The following is a 20,924-nucleotide window of genomic DNA, read 5'->3' on the forward strand; positions in this document are numbered from 1 at the left end:
TCTTGCTCTAGCGGTCTTCTACTTGCAAATTAATTACATCGAGCCATGGAACGTACGGTTGATGACATCCAACTGTTGTTCACGAGTCAGTTTAATGAAGTTAACCGCATATCCGGATACCCGTATAGTCAATTGTGGATAGTTTTCCGGGTGATCCATCGCATCAATCAATTGCTGACGATCAAATACGTTAACGTTCAGGTGATGAGCGTTTTGACCAAAGTAACCGTCCATCATCGCAGTCAGATTGGATTTACGTGTAGTCTCCTCTTTACCCAATGCTTTTGGCACGATGGAGAAGGTGTTGGAAATACCATCAAGACTGTGTTCATAAGGCAATTTGGCTACAGAGCCAAGGGATGCCAGTGCACCTTTTTTGTCACGACCATGCATTGGGTTTGCGCCTGGAGCAAATGGTTCACCTGCTTTACGACCATCCGGTGTAGTCCCTGTTTTCTTACCGTATACCACGTTGGAAGTGATCGTCAGAACAGATTGTGTTGGAACTGCGTTACGGTAAGCTTTGTGTTTGCGAATCATACCCATGAAGTTCTCGACCAGTTCAACAGCAATGCTGTCAACGCTGTCTTCATTGTTACCGTAACAAGGGAAGTCTCCTTCGATTTCAAAATCAACTGCGATGCCTTGTTCATTACGAATTGGTTTTACTTTGGCATATTTGATTGCACTCAGTGAATCTGCTGTAACCGACAGACCAGCGATACCACAAGCCATCGTACGTACAATGTCACGGTCATGCAATGCCATCTCGATACGTTCATAGCTGTATTTATCATGCATGTAGTGAATGACGTTGAGGGTGTTCATGTACAGCTTCGCCAGCCACTCCATCATTGGTTTGAAGCGTTTCATAACCTCATTGTAATCCAGTACTTCGCTAGTGATGGCAGGATACTCAGGTCCAACTTGTGCTCCGGATTTCTCGTCACGACCACCGTTGATCGCATACAGGAGAGCTTTAGCCAGGTTGGCACGAGCGCCGAAGAATTGCATTTGTTTCCCGATCTTCATAGCCGACACACAGCATGCAATACCGTAATCGTCACCGTAGATCGGACGCATCAGATCATCATTCTCATACTGGATTGAGCTGGTTTCGATGGATACTTTGCTGCAATAATCTTTGAAAGCTTCTGGAAGTTTCGTGGACCATAGTACAGTCAGGTTCGGCTCTGGTGCAGGACCCAAGTTGTGCAGTGTATGCAGGAAACGGAAACTGTTTTTGGTTACACGTGTTTCGCCATTCACGGACATACCACCGATGGACTCAGTCACCCATGTTGGATCTCCACTGAACAGTTCGTTGTAATCCGGTGTACGCAGGAATTTGACGATCCGCAGTTTCATTACAAAATGGTCAACCAATTCCTGAGCCTGTTCTTCGGACAAAATCCCTTCTTGCAGGTCACGTTCAATGTAGATATCCAGGAAAGAAGATACACGTCCGAGTGACATCGCAGCACCGTTCTGTTCTTTGATCGCAGCCAGATAACCGAAGTACAACCATTGGAATGCTTCTTTTGCTGTTGTCGCTGGCAAGGAAATATCGAACCCGTGCATATCGCCCAATTGTTTCAATTCTTGCAATGCACGAATCTGCTCAGACAATTCTTCCCGCAGACGAATCACATCTTCATCGATAACATCAACTTCGAGTGCATTCAGTTCACCTTTTTTGTTACGAATCAAGAAGTCTACCCCGTACAAAGCTACACGACGATAGTCACCGATAATCCGGCCACGGCCGTAAGCATCTGGCAGACCTGTAATAATCCCTGCTTTACGTGCTGCACGCATATCGGAAGTATAAGCATCGAATACACCCTGGTTGTGTGTTTTGCGAATGTTCGTAAATATATCAATGACGCCTTGAGGCAATTCGAAGCCGTATGCTTCACATGCATCAATCATCATCCGGATTCCGCCTGTTGGTTGAATGGAACGTTTGAACGGAGCATCGGTCTGAACGCCGACAATCTGCTCTTTGGATTGATCCAGATAACCGGGTTGGTGAGAAACAATAGTCGCTGGTGTGTTTACATCAACGTCAAGGACACCGCCGTTATCCCGTTCTTTTTTGGTCAGATCAGATACGATATCCCACAATTCTTTGGTATTCTGGGTTGCACCTGCGAGAAATGCTTCGTCACCGTAATACGGAGACAAGTTGTGTGCCAGAAAATCATTCACATCTACGGATTTGGTCCATGTTCCTTTGGTAAAGTTTCTCCAGCCTGTTTGTTGTTTGACATCTTTTTCAATCACCGACATCGTAATCCCTCCACTAATTTGGATTTCTGGACACATAACATCTTGCTTCATTCGTAGCATTGTGTGCCCAGAGCCGCGATTAATGTGAATTGTTTCACATAAACCGGAACATGTTCTCTCTACTTGGGAACCGGAACCGCGGGATGAATGTTTTTCTTACATTTTCAGTATACGACTTGGGGCTTTCATCATCTGTGATTTTTGTCACAAAGTCAGTGAACTAACTCACTCCACCTGCGCTGTGTCCCATTGAAATTGAAACTTTACACAGGATCACTGCGTGGCAGAACAACCTTCCAATCGCTGTTATCCCCAGATTTTTTTGATTCCCTTTTGAAAAGGGAAAATCCGGGGATAAAGGCGAACGCTTCGCTTTTTCAGGTTATTTCTGCCCCTCCGTTGTCGTGTAAAGGGTTCGTTCAAACGGCCCCATCACGGGTTCCGTGTAACCTCTTTGAGAACCCCTTTGCTCCTCTACGCTCGGAGCAAACCAAATCTTAAAATACTCCTGAAAAACAGATGCTTTGCTCTGCTGTTTTTCTGCCCACTCCGTTATTGTGTGAACATCTGGCTCAAACAGCCACCTCACGGATTCCGTGTACCTCTATAGAACCTTTTACTCCTCTATGCTCGGAGCAAATTAAATCTTAGAATAAAACCTGAAAAACAGATGCTCGCTCTTCTGTTTTTCTGCCCTCTCGTTATTGTGTGAACATCTGGCTCAAACAGCCACGTCACGGATTCCGTGTAACCTCTCTAGAACCCTTTGCTCCTCTATGCTCGGAGCAAACCAAATCTTAGAATAACCCCTGAAAAACAGATGCTTTGCTCTTCTGTTTTTCTGCCCTCTCGTTATTGTGTGAAAGACGGCAATCGGGGCTCCCCATTTGGGGAACCCTGATCTTCTTGCCGTAAGGCACGCGTCGTTCTAAGTTTATTATTCAAACTTTCCGTAGAAAGCGTTGCGGTATACATCAGCCAGTTCAGTTACCAGCGGTAACTTCGGATTGGCGGTTGTACATTGGTCTTCGAAGGCACGGTCTGCCAGATAATCTACATGTGCTTCAAAGTCTTTGGCATCAAAGCCGATTTCCTGGAACGATTCTTCAATGCCTAATGTTTTGTTCAGGTTACGAATGGCGTTGATGAGACTGGTTACGCCTTCTTCTGTCGTACGAGCAGGCAATCCCAAGATGCGGGCGATTTCGGCATACCGCTCATCCGCTACAAAGTGCGAATATTTCGGGAATGATGCAAATTTGGTCGGTTTTTTCGCGTTGTAACGAATGACGTGTGGCATCAGAATCGCATTGGTGCGTCCGTGTGCGGTGTGATACTGACCGCCCCATTTGTGCGCCAAGCTGTGGTTAATGCCCAGGAATGCGTTGGCAAACGCCATACCTGCAATCGTGGAAGCATTATGCATTTTCTCACGTGCCAGTTTATCTCCTTGCAGTGCCGATTGCTCCAGGTATTGGAACACCAGTTGAATGGCTTTGATCGCAAGTCCGTCCGTGTAATCATTTGCCATAACAGATACATAAGCTTCAATCGCATGCGTCAGTACGTCCATACCTGTATCGGCAACAGCTGTTTTAGGCAGGGAGTATACAAACTCCGGATCAACAATCGCTACGTCTGGTGTCAGCTCATAGTCGGCCAATGGATATTTGGTGTTACCTTGATTTTTGTCTGTGATAACAGCGAACGAGGTCACTTCAGAACCTGTACCGGATGTGGTTGGAATCGCTACAAATTTCGCTTTTACGCCGAGACGTGGATATTTGTAGATCCGTTTGCGGATATCCATGAATTTTTGTTTCAGGTCGTTGAAGTCCGTGTCTGGGTATTCATAGAACAACCACATGGCTTTGGCAGCATCCATCGGTGATCCACCGCCGAGTGCGATAATGCAGTCTGGTTGGAAGCGGCGCATCATTTCGGTTCCGCGGTCTACCGTTGTTGTGGATGGATCTGGCTCAACATCGGAGAATACTTCGATCGCTACTGGCATTTGGCGTTGACGCAGATAGTGTTCTACCTTTTCAACATATCCAAGCTTCACCATCATGGCATCCGTAATAATCGCTACACGTGTGATGTCAGGCATTTTGGCAAGATACTGCGTTGCCCCTTTTTCGAAATAGACTTTGTTCGGCACTTTGAACCATTGCATATTCACGGTACGGCGAGCCACCCTTTTCACATTGATTAAGTTCACAGCGGTTACGTTGGAAGAAGTCGAGTTACGTCCGTATGATCCGCATCCCAGTGTCAATGACGGCATGTTTGTGTTGTAGATATCCCCGATGGCACCGTGTGTGGATGGTGAGTTCACAATAATCCGTCCAGTTTGCAGACGATCTGCGAATTTGCCAATCACTTCTTCATTTGTGGAGTGGATAACCGAGGAGTGACCCATGCCGCCAAAAGCAACCACTTCTGCTGCACGTTCAATTCCCTCTGCTGCCGTTTTAACTTTGTAACAAGCCAGTACCGGGCTTAATTTCTCAGCCGACAATGGGAATTTTGTACCTACCCCTTCAATCTCGGCCACGAGAATTTTGGTGCCTGCTGGAACTTCAATACCGCACAATTTCGCAATGCTTACCGCAGATTGACCAACAATCGCCGGGTTCACCGCACATTTCTCGGCATTAATCGCACCCGCTGTCAATTTTGCTGCTTCATCTTTGTTAACAAAGTAACAGCCGTTCGCAATCATTTTTTTCTTCACTTGATCAAAGATCGGTTCTTCAATGATGACCGCTTGTTCAGAAGCACAGATCATGCCGTTATCGAAAGACTTCGACAGGATCAAATCCGTTACTGCCTGATTGATATCCGCGCTTTTCTCGATGAAGCAAGGTACGTTACCCGGTCCTACGCCCAGTGCAGGTTTACCACAGCTGTACGCTGCACGTACCATGCCTGATCCGCCTGTTGCCAGAATGAGAGCCACATCATTGTGATTCATCAGTTCGTTTGTACGATCCATGGAAGGATCATCAATCCATTGAATACAATCTGCTGGTGCACCATGTTTCACAGCCGCTTCCAGCAGGATTTTGGCAGCTTCCCGGCTACAATTCTGTGCAGATGGGTGGAAACCAAAGATGATCGGGTTACGCGTCTTGATGGAGATCAGTGCTTTAAACATCGTCGTTGATGTTGGATTGGTAACGGGTGTAATCCCCATAATAATGCCGACCGGCTCCGCAATTTTCTGGAAGCTCTCATATTCGTTATCTTCAATCACACCTACGGTTTTGTCATACTTGATGCTGTGGTACACATATTCTGTTGCAAATATATTTTTGGTGATCTTATCCTCATATACTCCGCGGCCTGTTTCTTCTACGGCCATCTTAGCGAGCATCATGTGTTTATCCAGACCCGCAAGCGCCATCGCTTGCACAATCCGGTCAATCTGCTTCTGGTCCATCTTCATGAATGCAGCGTGTGCTTTATTCGCTTTGTCGATTAACGTTTGAATATACTGACCTGCTGTCGGTTCTTTTGCTGGGGCGACTTCGTTCTTTACAGCCATCTCCCTCATCCTCCTAAAGGTTCGTATTAGTTTGTCTCTCTCGTTTACATTCACATCGTAACATGACAATAAACTTAATTATGTGATTTTTTTCACAAAGTATAACAAATTTAATTTAAGTTTTGTAGTGTCCTTCATACGACCATTTTCACTTCCTATTTAAAATATAGGGCTGTAAAATTCATCCTCCCCATTAAAAGTGAATTTTATCACAATGTTTGAAATTTCGTCATTTTTGCCCCCTTTCCTTCCCCCTCAAACGGTAAGATTAGGTATATACTGAACTTAAAAATTGAACCACCGCAATTTGTACCGTCCTTCTTCCCGGCCGAGATGACCCTGATCAGGACGGCAACGGTTTGCGGCGAACCTCGGAGGCTACTGCTTATTACAGAAGGTCGTCCGATGGACACAAAGGGGAGATAGACTTATGAGAGAACTAACAACTGTACTAGAAAAGCGCGGTAATACCAACTGTTTCTCGGAAGCAAATTTCAACCATCTGTTGGTTACCATGAAAGATAGAACCTATCCGGAAGGTACACATCTGTACTGGGAAGGCGATATCTCTGACAAACTTTATTATATGAAACGGGGTCGTGCCCAGATCACCAAATCCACGGATGAAGGCAAGGAACTGATCATGTACATGTATCAATCCGGTGATATGATTGGGCAGGCTGATCCCTTCTTTGGCTCTAAACACAGCTTCTCTGCGGAAGTATTAGAGGATAGTGAGATCGGTGTACTGGAGCATAAAGACCTGGAGATGTTAATATGCCAGCATTGTGACTTTGCGATCGACTTTATGAAATGGATGGGCATCCACCACCGGTTGACACAGACCAAATTCCGGGATCTCATGTTATACGGCAAACCGGGTGCACTCTGCTCCACCCTCATTCGGTTGTCGAATTCGTATGGTGAGCCTCATGGAGAGCATGTCATTATTCACAAAAAAATTACCCACACGGATCTGTCCAATATGATTGGAGCCACTCGTGAAAGTGTAAACCGCATGTTAAGCGACCTGCGTAAGAAAGATGGGATTGAATATGACAATGGCATGATTGTCATCAAAGATCTGAAGATGCTGCAAGGGATCTGTCACTGTGAGCTTTGCCCGAACGAGATCTGTCGTATTTAATATTTGACTATGCAATCGGAAATTGCTTATATATTTCAATGAAAAAAGCCCATCTCTCTAAAAAGAGATTGGGCTTCTTGGTATACTTAGGATGCATTGGTCAATTCAAGCTTTACCGCATCACGTGGATTCAATTTCATGTCGAGGCCATTTTCCATTAATTCTTTGTCATTCACCATAATGACCCACCGCTCATTCATACGAGGCGTGACATTCTCGACCGAAACGACAAATTTGTTATTCTCCGACATTCTTACAATGCCGCTGGACTTCAACACATCGCGAACTGTGCACTCCTGAACATAGACGCCAGCATATTGACGATTAAGAGTTGGCATAATGTTTCCACCGCTAACCTTGAGTAACGTTGTCTGATATGCAACGCCATCCCCCCCACTGTCAGCGGCTTTCACGTAAATGATCACTTCATCTTTGGCATGAAGCTCCATGTCCCAATCTTCCTGCTCAATATCCTTGCCATTTAATTTGACAGCCCAGCTAAGCGAAGAATCCAGAGAAACTTCACCGACGGATTGAATCCGTTTGCCATCTGCCGTAAAATCAACCAGTCCGCTATTGAGTAATGCTTTTTTGATTGTCAAACCCTCACTAAAATCTCGCTTAATGGACTTTGTTGCATCAGGCAAAAACGTACTGCCATCTACAGCCACTGTAATTGTATTCGCTGTTTCTGTCTCTTTGACAATTGGCTGCTCAGAAGGCTGTGTCTCACTACAACCAGCCAAGATCGCCAGTAGGAGCAAACATACACCTATGTAACCGGGGATTTTCTTCATCATGTAGGTAACACCACCCTGCGTAAAATCATTCACCCTGTTGTCCATAACCTCTATTATGGCACAACCTTCGGCAAAAAAAAGTGTCAAAGCCGTTACTTTTATAGGGTTCCGCCTCCAAATAAGGCTTGTACAAGAAAGAGAGCCTGCACACAGGCTCTCCAATCTAAATTATTTTCACGTTATCATTGGTTGCGTTATCATTGGACACAAGCCTGCATGTATGTCCGTCCTCCATCGCCATCTTTCAGATATGGATTAAGTCCGAAGAACTGCTCCTCAGACACATATACCCCTGTCAGCAATCGCCCTTCAAGTAATCCACCATCCACCTGTACGCAGCATGAAGGTGCATCTACATACTCCTGATACAACGGAATCTGCCCATATTGTTGATGTACCTTGAATACCTTGCCTTGCTCATGCAAAGGTCGTTCCGAGAAATAGGTAGGCACAATATAACGGGCAATGACATCCAATTCCTGCACGCTATAAAAGGGTTCATCACCAAGCCATGGTGCAAACATTCGAATCTTCTCATATTGAGACCAGACAACCGCCTGAATCAGCATTTCTGCCTGAACCAGCCGACCTTCTCCCACATCCAGAACCCATTGCTTACCATGGATAGTTTCTTCCATCTGAGACATCGTTGAATCAGGTTGCCCCAGCTCACATCCGATACACTTCCAGCCCCTGGACGTTTGAATCCATTTTTGCAGCACCGCCGGAGCTAATCTCGGACCATCGCTGTTCACAGAATGCGTATTCAATTGGGCAAGATCATCCTTAACCGATCGGGAATATGCTGTGCGCTTGAATAACTCTGCAGCTTTTTTGTAAATTAGATGGACCTGAATGGATGCGCTCTCAAGTTCTGCAATATCTTTCTTGCCGTAGCGTACTTCACGGGATAAGCTTTCTTCTCTCATGACGAGTGGGCCTCCTTCGCTCCGGCCGTCTGTGGCCATTTTCTATAGATTATACTACAACTCATGACAACATGTGCATAGCCCAAGAGAAAAACGCCGCTCCACCTAATCCTTAAGACAAAAACCCCTGATTTCCACGGAAATCAGGAGTCTATGTCATTCATGCAACGAATGCGGGTGATGCTTATACGTTAGTCAACCCACTGCTCAGCCCAGTCTTGAATTTGATTCATGACAGGCTGGAGCGCTCTACCTTTATCCGTCAGTTCATATTCAATACGAACCGGCGTCTCGGGATAGACGTGACGAACCAGAATACCTTCACCCTCCAGATCTTTCATCCGTTCGGATAACATCTTATCACTCATGGATGGGATCAGATTGGAGATATCCTTGAATCGCTTCGAACCACTCATCAACGTTTGAATAATTAAACCATTCCAGCGCTTGCCCAAAAAAGAAAACGCCGTCTCAAAACGCGGACACATCCGCAAGTCTTGACCTTCCACATTAATCACCTCTTTAGAGATCACTCAACTTACATTTTGTTAGTATATTTCATAATAACATATTTAAGCTTCAAAGAAAACGCCTGCAACTAAAAAGTTTAAATTTTAGAAGCATAATATCCAAAATGGATCATATATCCCAGTATACATTACACGCTGCGTCGTAACCATGGGAAATATCGTATAACTTCCCCATAGTACTATCTTACCCAAAAAGAACCCAACTGCCACAGTCATCATTGACTCGGAGAAGGGTTCCTGGGTATATGCTTGCGTTTACGTTATCTATATCAGTTCAACTAAAGAATATCTACACTAGCACTTCAATGTCAGAACAACTTTCCGATCACTGTTATCCCCAGATTTTTTTGATTTCTTTCTAAAGGAAAAAAATCCGGGGATAAAGGCGCACGCTCCGCTTCTTCAAGTTATTTCTGCCCTCTCCGTTGATGTGTAAATGTTAGTTGAACTGATATATCTCTTTCACGAAGCAAATTATGAATTAAACCAGCACGCCACCAAATGGTCTTACAGGTTCACTCTTGCCAAATTCCGGCTTAAAACTGCGGGCAGGATATGCCCATTTCACTGCGTTACTGATTACTCTTAATATTTCCGGTTTGTAATAGGTCGGATACGTCTCATGACCTGGTCGGAAATAAAAGATTTTACCTTCACCACGCCGGAACGTACATCCGCTCCGGAATACTTCCCCACCCTGGAAGTTGCTTACAAACACCAGTTCATCCGGCACTGGAATATCGAAGAATTCACCGTACATCTCTTCTTTTTCCAATACAATCTTGCCTTCGATGCCATCCGCAATCGGATGAGATGGGTTAACACACCATACAATTTCCTGCTCGTCAGCTACACGCCATTTCAGATCGCAGCTTGTTCCCATCAGCGCTTTGAATGGTTTGGAGAAATGACCTGAATGGAGCACAATCATCCCCATGCCGTTCAGCACTCGTTGCGCAACCTTCTGTGAGATCTCATCACTTACGCGATCATGTGCCATATGTCCCCACCATATAAGCACATCTGTGGAATTCAGCACTTCATCACTTAATCCGTGTTCAGGCTGATCCAGTGTAGCTGTACGAATAGCAAAGCCTTCGCCGCCAAGTCCGTCAGCCAGTGCTCGATGCAGACCATCCGGGTAGACTTCCCTTACTTCATCGTGAATTTTCTCATGGACAAATTCATTCCAAATGGTGACGTTGATCATATTCAATTTCCCCCTAGTGTAACTCTAAACCCACCACATATCGCCCAGCGGTTCTTCGATTAATACTTGCTGGAGATTTTGCACGGCTTTAGAGAATCCTTCTTCAACCGACATCAGACCGTCTTCGTGCTCAATACTTACTACATAATCATATCCGACCAGACGCAAGGCACTCATAATGTCTGCCCATGTCTTGTTATCATGTCCATAACCAACCGAGCGGAACTGCCAAGCCCGATCCAGCATATTGGTATAGTCCTGCATATCCGTTACACCGTGTTTGTTCACGTTTACCGGATCAATCGTTGTATCTTTGGCATGGAAGTGATGGATGGCTCCTTCACGTCCCAAGATGTGAATTGCCTGAACCGGATCAATACCTTGCCACCACATGTGACTTGGGTCCAGATTGGCTCCGATCACTTCACCTGCTGCTTCACGCAGTCTAAGCAACGTTGCTGGAGTATGAACGGAGAATCCACCGTGCAGCTCCAATCCAACTTTTACGTTACGATCTGCTGCAAATTTACCCCACTCTGTCCAGTAAGGGATAACTTTGTTCTCCCACTGCCACTTCAGGATTTCCTGGAAATCATTCGGCCATGGTGCAACAGGCCAGTTGGGATATTTGGCATCCTCATGGTCTCCCGGACAACCGGAGAATGTATTCACTACAGGTACTTCCAGCTTCTCAGCCAGTTCTACCGTTTTAACAAAATCATCGTGAAATCCTTTGGCAATATCCTTTTGCGGATGTAGCGGGTTACCGTGACAGCTGAGTGCACTGATGGTCAAACCGCGTGATTCCACTGCATTTTTGAAGTTTTTCAATGCTGTAGGATTGCTTAACAACTCATCTGGCTTACAATGTGCATTGCCTGGATGTCCGCCTGTTCCGATCTCTACTGCTTTTAATCCCTTGGATGCTACATAATCAAGAGCATCCTCCAATTTACGTCCTCCGAATAGTACCAAAAATACGCCGAGTTTCAAGTGCGATTCCTCCCTGGATTAGATATCGTATGATTGCTGAATTCATGAATATTGAACTGTATACAATTACCGTTCAGATCACATGCCTGTTTGATTAGTGTGGAAAATCGAGAGTGTTTCTATCCTGAAATTGAACGTAAGAATACTGGTTATTCTGCATCACCCGTAAGAGCATCAAGCTTGGAACACTTTTTACTCAGACTAGTGGGATTCCACGGTTTCAATCTCAGTTTGAACTGTGCGAGTTACTGCAAAAGAATCATAGCTGCTCTCCAGATGTACATGCTTGCCTTCAAGTGAAGAACGCTGGAATGAATGCATGGCTTCCAGTACGTGATAAGCTAGCTTGCCACTGGCTTTGTGTTCCCGTCCGGCACGAATGGATTCAACCATTTCCGTTACGCCGATGCCTCGTTCGTTTTGTCCACTTTCGAAGACTGGTTTGACCGTCTCCCAAGTGTCTTGACCGTATCTGCGAACCTTCACTTCCCCGTTAAAATAATTGGGATCCGGTACACTAAGCGTACCTTCTGTACCATAGATTTCAATACGTGGCAGATCCGAAGCTCCGCGAATATCGAAACTGGTAATCATGGTTGCAATGGCACCTTCTGCAAAATCAATGGTTCCTGCCAAGTGGGTAGGCGTCTCTACTTGCAGTGCTGTACCTTCCTTCGGCCCAGAGCCAATCTTGCGATCTGCAATCTGTATGCCTGCCGAGGCGCTGATTCTGCGTATCGGTCCAAGCAACGTAATCAGAGCGGTCAGGTAGTAAGGTCCCATATCAAACATCGGTCCGCCACCTGCGACATAAAAGAACTCCGGATTAGGATGCCAAGCTTCTGGTCCTCCACCCATGAAGAATGAAGTCGCTGCAACCGGCTTGCCAATCAGCCCATCCTCAATGGCTTTACGAGCTGTCTGTATGCCTGAACCAAGGAAGGTGTCCGGTGCAGAACCAACATACAATCCCTTTTCCTCAGCCAACTCAACAACCTTGCGACCATCCTCAAGAGAAATGGCCAGCGGCTTCTCGGCATACACATGTTTGCCTGCTTCGAGTGCAGCCAGATCGGTCATCGCGTGACTGCCAGGAACCGTAAGGTTCAACACAAGTTCAATTTCGTTATTTTGCAGCAACTCATCTACATTGTAAACGTTTGCGATATTAAATTCATCTGCCCGTTCCTGAGCGCGTTCACGAATCAAATCCGCAACAGCCACGACTTCAATGACCGGGTTGTTTTTGAGATTTTCCAAGTAGATGGCGCTGATGTTACCACACCCGATGATGCCTGCTTTCATTTTCTCCACTGTGACGTTCATCTCCTTACGCATGGTTAAAATCTGCGTTTGAATGGTTGAGATACATATGTTTTGTTGGATGTTTCCTGTTCCTTGAATCTAATACTATGGTATTCCGTTTCAGCTTCAATTAAAATGAATAATATGATTGAAACATGAACTATCTGGTCATAATTTTCAAATTGCAAGGAGTATGCCCATGCCGACAGATCAATCCTGCCAAGTTCTTACAGCAGGCTTTTCATTTCATCGTAAACCCTACGCTATGGTGCAGCCTGAAGGGGTGAAGAACTACCTGTTAAGACTGCAAACAGACGGACGTTGCCGTGCACGCATAGACGGGGACATGTCCCTGATAGATGCGGGCGATCTGCTTCTTTTTGATCCTGACGAGCCCTATGAGCTGAGAATTGACAATGAAACCAATCCGATGGGAGAACGACTGGTGGAGAGTGGCGACTATCACATCTTCTTTAATGGTTCCTGGGTGGATGAGTGGTGGAAGCGTCACAAACGGCCGACCCGAATCAAAGTCGAACTGACGGAAAGCCTCTTGGTCCTGTTTCGACAACTCGTGCTGGAACAGCGCCGCATCTCCAATCCTTATCCGGAAATTTCAAGTTATTATATGCGAATTTTATGTCTCGAAGTGGATCGTCTGCTCGCGGAGCATCCAACGATAACCAACACCAATTATGTGGCCTATGAGATCAAGAATTACATTGAAGAAAACGCTTCCTCTTTATTCAAGCTGGATGATGTGGCAACACATATTGGCATCAGTGTCTCACGGGGTGTTCATCTCTTCAAAGAAGCGTTTGGCAAAAGCATCATGCAATACACGCTTGACGTACGGTTGAACATGGCCAGGGAACGAATTATTTTCAGTCCAATGACCCTGGAGCAAGTGTCTGAGTCTTCCGGCTTTAACAACTATACCTATTTTCATCGGGTATTCCGTTCCCGGTTCGGCATGTCCCCGAAGGAATTCCGCGTCATTCACCGGGAACAGATGTAATCATATTAGTATACGTAAGTTGAACTTATTTGCGCGCGGCTATGGCCTCGGATACAACCATCGCCAGATCTTCATTGCCAAACATGGACAACACGCCAAGTACCGTATCATCCGGGATCTCACCGGCTTCCTCCTTGGATACAATCAGCTTCTGCACCTGCTGCAAACGCTCGTTGCTTTGCTGATCCGGGTAGGCTTGCCGGTACATCTCTTCCGGGTCCAAACCATTATTGACACACCACTGGGCAAATACGAGGATCATCATCTCTTCTTCCTGTTTATAGGTTTCTACAACAGCTTCCTCGATCTGTTTATTACGTTCCTTTTCATATTCATCCATGACTTGTATTCCTCCGTATGTGTATTCTGCAATTATTTGCGAATCAATTGTTCCGCCAGTTCATGACTGTCCATGACGTGACTTGCACTGATCAGGCAATCATCAGGCGCGTCCAGACAAGCCAGGAAATTATCAACTGCTCCGCTAAAACCTCTGCGTGTTAACACGGTGTCCCAGCTCCCGAACGTTTCTTTGGTTTCCAGACTCCCCTGTTCCATGCAGCGGATCGTGTCCATGTTCACCACTTCAACAGAGCGTCCACCACCATGCAATTCGATCTTCTCCAGGTCTGCCCCAGCCTCACGCACCATATCGAATCGACCGTAAGCTGTTCTGCCCAGCTTGGCCGTTCCTGTTGCATGTAGCAGTCTGTCCAGATCATTCTTCCGAATCCATTGATGAAGCAACTCCACATTATGATCCGAGTACCACAACATCAGATCCAGCATATGGATGAGATCATCATAGATGGTTTCTGCCGCAGGACGATCCTGAATGCCTGTACGATGTTTGGTCACTGTCAAGGATTCAAAACCTTTTCCACCCTGCATCCATTCTTTCCCTTTTTGGTACATCGGTGCGAATCTGCGGTTGAAGCCCACTGCCAGTAGCAGCCCTTGTGCCTCGGCAAAAGCAGTCATCTCTTCCGACTCCCGAATCGTATAGGACAACGGCTTGTCTACGTACACGGCTAATCCCTGTTCCAGACATTGCATGACAATGTCAAAGTGCGCTTCCGTTGCTGTATGTACAAACACCGCATCCAAGTCCCAGGACAACAGTTCTTTCAGATCCGTTGTTCCCCGTTCTAATCGATACGCCTCCTGAACGGCTTTGACCGGCTCCGGAGATCGGTTCATAATGCCTACAATCTCCACGTTCGGATGAGCTGTTAACAGCGGCAAATATACTTTACGTGCAATATCGCCCAGGCCGATAATTGCAACTCGTTTACGTTGGGTTGTTTCCATGATGATCATTCCACCTTCAGTTCGGTTCTATATTTCCACGTCCTATAGTGTAACCCTTCGGACAGCAACTTGCCAGTGATTGCAGCAGACTTCGCACGAATTGTTCAGACAATGGGCGAACGTGGTAAACTGAGGAGGAACAGCAGTACAGATCGGGACACGACCAGACCTGCCTGATCTGAAAGGAGCGTTTGGGATTTTGCGAAAATGGTTATGGCTTCTGTTATATGTTTTACTTGCAGGAGTCACGTTTATTTACAGATATGAACTACTGGCCTGGACCGATCTTCATCAGTCCATTCCTCTGTTACTCGCCATGGCAACATTGTTTGCTCTTGTGCCTGTAATTCCTTATAAGTTTGTTATTATCGCCTTTGGTTACAGTTACGGTACCACCACGGCAGCCTGGATATGCTGGCTTGGCACCACACTTGCAGCCATGCTCGTGTATGGCGGAGCAAGAACCATCTTCAGACATCAGGCGAGATCGTACCTCGAACGCATTCGGGGTCTAAACCGTTTTACCACATGGATGGAAGCACATCCGTTCATGGGTGTCATGTCGATGCGACTGTTGCCGATCGTGCCTCAGATGGCCGTTAATATCTACGCAGGTATAACGTACACACCATTCTGGGTCTTCATGCTTGCCACGGCCATTGGGAAAATGCCAGCGATTTTTGTATTTGCCTATGCAGGTGCACAAGCTGAAACCTCCATCTGGCTGAGCCTGGCCATCCTTGCCGCATATCTGGTGTTCATGGCCATTGTTCTGCTCTTATTTCGCTTTCGATCACGCAACAAAGTCTGAATTTAGAATTCGCAAACCGTTCAGATTCAGCTTGTTTTCATTCCGGCTTGGTTGGCTTGCCAATTCAGGATATAATAGAAGAGCAAGCCTAATGCTTGTGTAACAAGTTTAATAAAACGGTAGATTGCTGGAGCTCGAACACGAGCGCTAAATCTTCATCAGAAATGGAGTGACTATAGCATGGAACAACATTCAAGTGAGTTAGCAACTTTTGCAGGCGGATGCTTCTGGTGTATGGTATCCCCCTTTGAAGAACTGCCCGGTATTCATAAGATCGTATCGGGTTATACAGGAGGACATACCGAGAATCCAACATATGAAGAGGTCTGCTCGGAGACAACAGGACATGTAGAGGCTGTACAAATTACGTTTGACCCTGCCATCTTCCCTTATAAGAAACTGGTTGAACTGTTCTGGCAGCAGATTGATCCTACGGATACAGGCGGGCAATTCCATGACCGTGGATCTTCCTATCAGACGGCCATCTTCTATCACAGTGAAGAACAGCGCCAGATTGCGGAAGCTTCCAAAGCGGAGCTGGGACAAAGCGGACGTTTTGACAAACCAATCTTCACTCCGATTTTGCCAGCCAAACCGTTCTATGAAGCGGAAGAACATCACCAAAATTATCACCGGAAGAACCCTGCCCATTACAAACGCTACAGCAAAGGTTCTGGACGTGTAGATTTCATCGAACGCAACTGGACCGGTAACGTGGATAAAGACGGGCTGAAAGAGCGTTTGACGCCGCTTCAATATGAAGTTACGCAGAACAGCGCAACCGAGCCTGCATTCCATAACGAATTCTGGGATCACCACGGTGATGGTATCTATGTGGACATCGTATCTGGCGAGCCATTGTTCAGTTCTACCGACAAATACGACTCCGGCTGTGGCTGGCCGAGCTTCACACGTCCATTGCGTGACCACAACGTGAAAGAAAAAACCGATCTCAGCCACTTCATGATTCGTACCGAAGTGAGAAGTCGTGAGGGCGATTCCCATCTAGGTCACCTGTTCAACGATGGTCCTGCCGAAGCAGGTGGAATGCGTTATTGCATCAACTCTGCGGCACTTCGTTTTGTACCCAAAGAAGACTTGCAAAAAGAAGGATACGGTGAGTACGCCGTCCTTTTCCAATAAAGTTATAATACTAATACAAAAAGAGCAGTGGGATGATCCCGCTGCTTTTTTATTGTACATTCTTGTTTTTCATAGACGAACTATTGTTGCACGAGAATGCACTGGTTAGGTTTGGCTCGAAGAGATTTCCGAAGTCAAATGGCTGGCAGGAGCCGTCTGATCATTATGAAATTGAATACGCATCGCTGGAACAATACCCATGATCATCACGGTAACCGAAATTGCGTAGACAATAAAAATGGATGTGCTGTTCATCAGTACACCTGCCATGGAAGATCCAAGAAGCATGCTTCCTATGAATAAAGGTGTGATGGTGCCATTCACTCTCCCGATCAAGTGCTCATCTATCCGGGTGACCAGGTACGTGGAGATGATGACGTTGATAAATGCCAAACTGATTGAGCTCAAGAAGCTGATCAAAAGGGTCAGCCAGAACCAACTGGATAACACTTCCCCCATCGTGGCTACAGCCAGACACAGCACACCTACGATTAGAGTTAAAGTCTGATTCAACTTGCCACTTACAGCAGCCGCAATCCCTCCTCCAATCAATAAACCTAATCCGGACGCTCCAGAGAGGAACTGTAACGACGTTGCTTCAAGTCCCAGACGTTCGGTGATCAGAAATATTCCAAGTGGGCTGATGAGACCCGCAGAAAGCCCTATACAGATGAATACCAGACTAAGCATTTTTAACGAGCGAGATCGAGCAACATATTGCCAGCCCTCTTTGATATCCGCTAATAATGAGGTATTTGTTTCCCGCTGGGTGGCGTCTTTAGGCAGAAATGTGAGTAGAAGCGCAGAGGTAAGGAATAGAATGAGTAATGCGTACATGGATGCCTGAATTCCCATTGCAGTGTATATAAACGTTCCGACGATTGGTCCGAGAATTAAAAACAACGATTGACCACTCTGTGTAATCGCAATTGCAGATTGCAAATGTTCTCCCTTTACATTTCGCCTCACAATCTTTAGAGAGGATGGTTGAGAAAACTGGCTAACGACAGAGGATACAAACGTGGCTACGTATAGAATCTGCCAATACCCGGAAGATAAGACGGCAATAATCATGACAATAGACAACGCACTCAGAATATCCCCCAGTATCATCGTACGTTTGGGATTCCAGCGATCAGCAAGTGCACCGCCAATGATGGAGAAAACAAAAATCGGGGCATATTCAAGTACGGTAATCAGCGAGACGGCTATTGGACTTCCCTGAGTTTGATCCATCACATAATAGAGGATCGCCATATTCCGGATCCATATCGCCAGATTTTGCAGCAAATCAGACCCTGTAACGATTAAAAAAGCTTTGTTCCTGAACAATGTGTTCATTCTCCATCTCCCCTTTTAAACCGACTGTCCGGTTTATTAATATTCAAAAGAAAAACTGACGTTACATCAGCTTTTCATGGTTAACGTTGTTGAATGCCTGCCAGCAGACTGGCCATGCCTTTGTGGTAAATACGACGAATATCCGTCAGGTCCTTCTCGTAATAAAGTGTAGTCAATCCGCTAAACAGACCGTAGATAATGTGCATTACATCCTGTGGGTCATCCTGTTTTAACTCCCCATCTTCCATCCCTTTAGTAATAATGGACTCGTATGTCGCATACGGAATTCGGATCAGGGAAAGCATCTCATCAAGCATCTCTTGACTGACGACCTGACCCGAGACAAACTCGTTAATGGCGTGATTCAGCGGGTTAGCCAAATCATCCACGTAATGGTCAGCAAGTCCGTAAAGTTTGTCTATGGCGGTCTTATACCCTGATTCTTTGTCCAGCCAAGCATTCATCCAATCTTCATTGTTAAGCTTGATTAGATACATGAATAACTCTTCTTTGCTTTTGAAATGATAATAGATGCTGCCTTTACTCCGATTGTTAATCGTACAAATGTCTTCCATGGAAGTTGCACTATATCCCTTTTGGGCAAACAGTTCCTTGGTATTACGTGCAATGTCTTTTTTTATCTGGGTAACATCTTTTCTTCGTTTGACTTCGATTGGAAAAACCTCCATAAAATAAACCGACTATTCGGTCTAATAGTATCACAGCAGAAATAACCCGTCAATTCAATTTGCACAGGCACCCTCTCATTTGCTACTTCAAAAGATGTACAAGAGAGTGCCTGGCGACAATTCAGGAAAAAAGTCGTCACATCATACTTACGATCCAACCGATCCAATACGCAAATGGAATTAATAACAACTGTGCCAACAGAGTACCAAACAAACGAGATACAAGCATGCAGCCATAAATCTGATTCATGCGATCCAAACGGATCCCGCCACGTAATGATTTGTCACTGAGCAGGGAAATCCGCGGATCAATCAGGATGGTTAGCAAAATAGTCGCTATTCCGTTAATTAGCCCGGTTGATTGAGATGCAGCTACAGCCTGCCCTGGGTAAAGATAAGCTGCGTACAAGCTGGACAGGACACCCGTGGTGTAGATTGCGGTTACCGCTACATTCAGCATCATTAACCGTCTTGGCATCCCATGCTGTACCAATCGTTTGGCCATCTCCCAGGATGGTGGAGTGATGTAATACGTTGCATTTCTAATCTTGCTTCGCTTCAGCATACCGCGAACCATCGCAGGGATAGAGCCGGCTGCTTCAAAATGTACAACCATTCTCGATGAGAGCTTCACCATGGTTGGAAAACACAATATGGCTAATGCCGTTCCTATTGTTGCCGCACCCATTAACCAGTGCAGCTGCGCTGCAAAGTGTGGATTGGCTCCACGTGTTGCGGTATCCACCAGATTACCTACCATCGGACCTTGGGCCATATTCGAGGTTCTAGAAACCAGCAGCAAGATACCCGCCAAAGAAATGGCTAGCGCAATTCTGCGAGTGCGTAAACCACCAAGGCGTAGCGCGTATGATAAGCTGTCTGCGGCATGAATCAGCATGGTGAACAGCATAGGGATTGCCAGACTAAGACTAAACATATGTATGCACTCCTTTATATTCCTGTTATTGAACTTATTTCTTTCATGGACAGCATTATACTCCTCTGTCTTGCAAAAGTATAGGAACGAGATCCTTTTATATAAGTTGAACTAAAGAATGTTTACACTGGGACACTCCGATGACAGAACAACCTTCCGATCGCTGTTATCCCCAGATTTTTTTGATTCCTTTTATAAAGGGATAAATCCGGGGATAAAGGCGAACACTTCGTTTCTTCAGGTTTTTTCTGTCCTCTCCGTTTCGTGTAAATGTTTATTTCAATTTATATAGATCATCGGTAAATGCACTTACGACCTCGGCTGTTTATAGTTTATCCTCCCCCTCACAGGGTAATATACAACTAATCCATTATTGTACAGGAGGGATTCATATGCCTTGGAACAAACAGGATTATCCGGTATCCATGAAGAACCTGGAACCACGTGTCAGACACAAAGCAATTGAAATCGCGAATGCTCTGCTCGATGACGGGTATGAGGAAGGACGCTCGATTGCCATCGCGACAGCTAAGGCAGAAGAATGGGATGAGAATCATCCCGCACCGGAAAGTTCGAAATCGGACTCCACATCTTCTTCCGACAATTCCAACCCTAAAAAGTCGTCTTCCACGGAACGTCGTCATTCTGAGCCCGTTTCTTCGTCCAAAAGTCATGATAACATCCATGTCGTGCCTACCGACTCCGGTTGGGCGATCAAGGAAGAAGGAAAGTCTACCTATCTGTCCACATTTGATACTAAGGCAGAAGCTGTAGATAAGGCCAAAGAACTGAGTAGCAAACAAAATATTCGAGCGATTATCCATAATCAGGATGGTCAGATTGCTTCTTCGATCAAACCCTGAATGATCGGAAAACAATAAAATCCCTTTTGCTGCTGAAGAGCAGTCAAAAGGGATT

The 20,924-nt window shown here is 45.7% G+C and carries 18 protein-coding genes; 5 read left to right on the forward strand and 13 right to left on the reverse strand.

Translation table 11 applies throughout. From position 1 onward, the window contains the following. Window positions 1–33 precede the first annotated feature (33 nt). Both pflB and adhE read right to left on the reverse strand, forming a co-directional pair. A complete protein-coding gene (pflB, locus tag AC4E8D_RS20545) occupies window positions 34–2,292 on the reverse strand; it encodes a formate C-acetyltransferase (protein WP_237174528.1) in 2,259 nt (752 codons plus the stop codon). A gap of 937 nt (window positions 2,293–3,229) precedes the next feature. Continuing rightward, complete coding sequence (gene adhE / locus AC4E8D_RS20550; RefSeq protein ID WP_076333275.1) at window positions 3,230–5,842, reverse strand: bifunctional acetaldehyde-CoA/alcohol dehydrogenase; 2,613 nt, start codon at window positions 5,840–5,842, stop codon at window positions 3,230–3,232. 430 nt (window positions 5,843–6,272) lie between these two features. On the opposite strand from adhE, the gene AC4E8D_RS20555 reads away from it, so the two are divergent. Further along, the gene (locus AC4E8D_RS20555) at window positions 6,273–6,989 is read left to right on the forward strand and encodes a Crp/Fnr family transcriptional regulator (protein ID WP_036614443.1); all 717 of its coding nucleotides are present in this window, start codon (window positions 6,273–6,275) and stop codon (window positions 6,987–6,989) included. An 86-nt stretch (window positions 6,990–7,075) separates the two neighbouring features. Here the strand turns inward: AC4E8D_RS20555 and AC4E8D_RS20560 are convergent, their stop codons facing one another. The 6 genes from AC4E8D_RS20560 to AC4E8D_RS20585 all read right to left on the reverse strand — a co-directional run bounded on the left by AC4E8D_RS20560 (window position 7,076) and on the right by AC4E8D_RS20585 (window position 12,765). Beyond that, the gene (locus tag AC4E8D_RS20560; protein WP_221822171.1) at window positions 7,076–7,789 is read right to left on the reverse strand and encodes a hypothetical protein; all 714 of its coding nucleotides are present in this window, start codon (window positions 7,787–7,789) and stop codon (window positions 7,076–7,078) included. A gap of 197 nt (window positions 7,790–7,986) precedes the next feature. Then, the gene (locus AC4E8D_RS20565; protein WP_221822175.1) at window positions 7,987–8,718 is read right to left on the reverse strand and encodes a hypothetical protein; all 732 of its coding nucleotides are present in this window, start codon (window positions 8,716–8,718) and stop codon (window positions 7,987–7,989) included. Window positions 8,719–8,909: 191 nt separating this feature from the next. Beyond that, entirely contained in the window at window positions 8,910–9,206 is a 297-nt protein-coding gene (locus tag AC4E8D_RS20570) for a winged helix-turn-helix transcriptional regulator (RefSeq protein ID WP_221822238.1), read from the reverse strand. A gap of 523 nt (window positions 9,207–9,729) precedes the next feature. Further along, on the reverse strand, window positions 9,730–10,458 hold the full coding sequence (locus tag AC4E8D_RS20575) for a ThuA domain-containing protein (protein WP_017687549.1): 729 nt from the start codon (window positions 10,456–10,458) through the stop codon (window positions 9,730–9,732). A gap of 24 nt (window positions 10,459–10,482) precedes the next feature. Further along, window positions 10,483–11,451 carry a sugar phosphate isomerase/epimerase family protein gene (locus tag AC4E8D_RS20580; RefSeq protein ID WP_036674961.1) on the reverse strand — a complete coding sequence of 323 codons (969 nt, stop codon included), beginning with the start codon at window positions 11,449–11,451 and terminating at the stop codon, window positions 10,483–10,485. A 201-nt stretch (window positions 11,452–11,652) separates the two neighbouring features. Continuing rightward, window positions 11,653–12,765, reverse strand: a complete 1,113-nt coding sequence (locus AC4E8D_RS20585; protein ID WP_091028759.1) for a Gfo/Idh/MocA family protein — start codon at window positions 12,763–12,765, stop codon at window positions 11,653–11,655. Between the two features lie 190 nt (window positions 12,766–12,955). Between AC4E8D_RS20585 and AC4E8D_RS20590 the strand changes: the two genes are divergently transcribed. Beyond that, a complete protein-coding gene (locus AC4E8D_RS20590; RefSeq protein ID WP_221822176.1) occupies window positions 12,956–13,774 on the forward strand; it encodes an AraC family transcriptional regulator in 819 nt (272 codons plus the stop codon). A gap of 25 nt (window positions 13,775–13,799) precedes the next feature. Here the strand turns inward: AC4E8D_RS20590 and AC4E8D_RS20595 are convergent, their stop codons facing one another. Together AC4E8D_RS20595 and AC4E8D_RS20600 are read right to left on the reverse strand one after the other, a co-directional pair. Beyond that, complete coding sequence (locus AC4E8D_RS20595) at window positions 13,800–14,114, reverse strand: protein YxiS (RefSeq protein ID WP_036674958.1); 315 nt, start codon at window positions 14,112–14,114, stop codon at window positions 13,800–13,802. Window positions 14,115–14,146: 32 nt separating this feature from the next. Further along, window positions 14,147–15,085 carry a Gfo/Idh/MocA family protein gene (locus AC4E8D_RS20600; protein ID WP_221822178.1) on the reverse strand — a complete coding sequence of 313 codons (939 nt, stop codon included), beginning with the start codon at window positions 15,083–15,085 and terminating at the stop codon, window positions 14,147–14,149. Between the two features lie 199 nt (window positions 15,086–15,284). On the opposite strand from AC4E8D_RS20600, the gene AC4E8D_RS20605 reads away from it, so the two are divergent. Together AC4E8D_RS20605 and msrA are read left to right on the forward strand one after the other, a co-directional pair. Continuing rightward, window positions 15,285–15,896 (forward strand): TVP38/TMEM64 family protein, encoded by a 612-nt coding sequence (locus AC4E8D_RS20605; protein WP_221822185.1) that lies wholly within the window; start codon window positions 15,285–15,287, stop codon window positions 15,894–15,896. A 180-nt stretch (window positions 15,897–16,076) separates the two neighbouring features. Beyond that, window positions 16,077–17,039, forward strand: a complete 963-nt coding sequence (gene msrA / locus AC4E8D_RS20610; protein WP_036614455.1) for a peptide-methionine (S)-S-oxide reductase MsrA — start codon at window positions 16,077–16,079, stop codon at window positions 17,037–17,039. Window positions 17,040–17,144: 105 nt separating this feature from the next. On the opposite strand, the gene AC4E8D_RS20615 is transcribed toward msrA, so the two are convergent. From AC4E8D_RS20615 to AC4E8D_RS20625, 3 genes are all read right to left on the reverse strand, one after another. Then, window positions 17,145–18,380: an MFS transporter gene (locus tag AC4E8D_RS20615; protein ID WP_221822186.1), complete on the reverse strand. Its 1,236-nt coding sequence runs from the start codon at window positions 18,378–18,380 to the stop codon at window positions 17,145–17,147. 80 nt (window positions 18,381–18,460) lie between these two features. Then, complete coding sequence (locus AC4E8D_RS20620) at window positions 18,461–19,069, reverse strand: TetR/AcrR family transcriptional regulator (protein WP_221822188.1); 609 nt, start codon at window positions 19,067–19,069, stop codon at window positions 18,461–18,463. Window positions 19,070–19,205: 136 nt separating this feature from the next. Continuing rightward, window positions 19,206–20,006 carry a lipid II flippase Amj family protein gene (locus tag AC4E8D_RS20625; RefSeq protein ID WP_221822190.1) on the reverse strand — a complete coding sequence of 267 codons (801 nt, stop codon included), beginning with the start codon at window positions 20,004–20,006 and terminating at the stop codon, window positions 19,206–19,208. 392 nt (window positions 20,007–20,398) lie between these two features. Here AC4E8D_RS20625 and AC4E8D_RS20630 point away from each other — a divergent pair, with 392 nt between their 5' ends. After that, complete coding sequence (locus AC4E8D_RS20630; protein ID WP_221822192.1) at window positions 20,399–20,869, forward strand: DUF2188 domain-containing protein; 471 nt, start codon at window positions 20,399–20,401, stop codon at window positions 20,867–20,869. Window positions 20,870–20,924 lie beyond the last annotated feature (55 nt).

The sequence above is a fragment of the Paenibacillus sp. SRL342 genome, assembly GCF_984798905.1.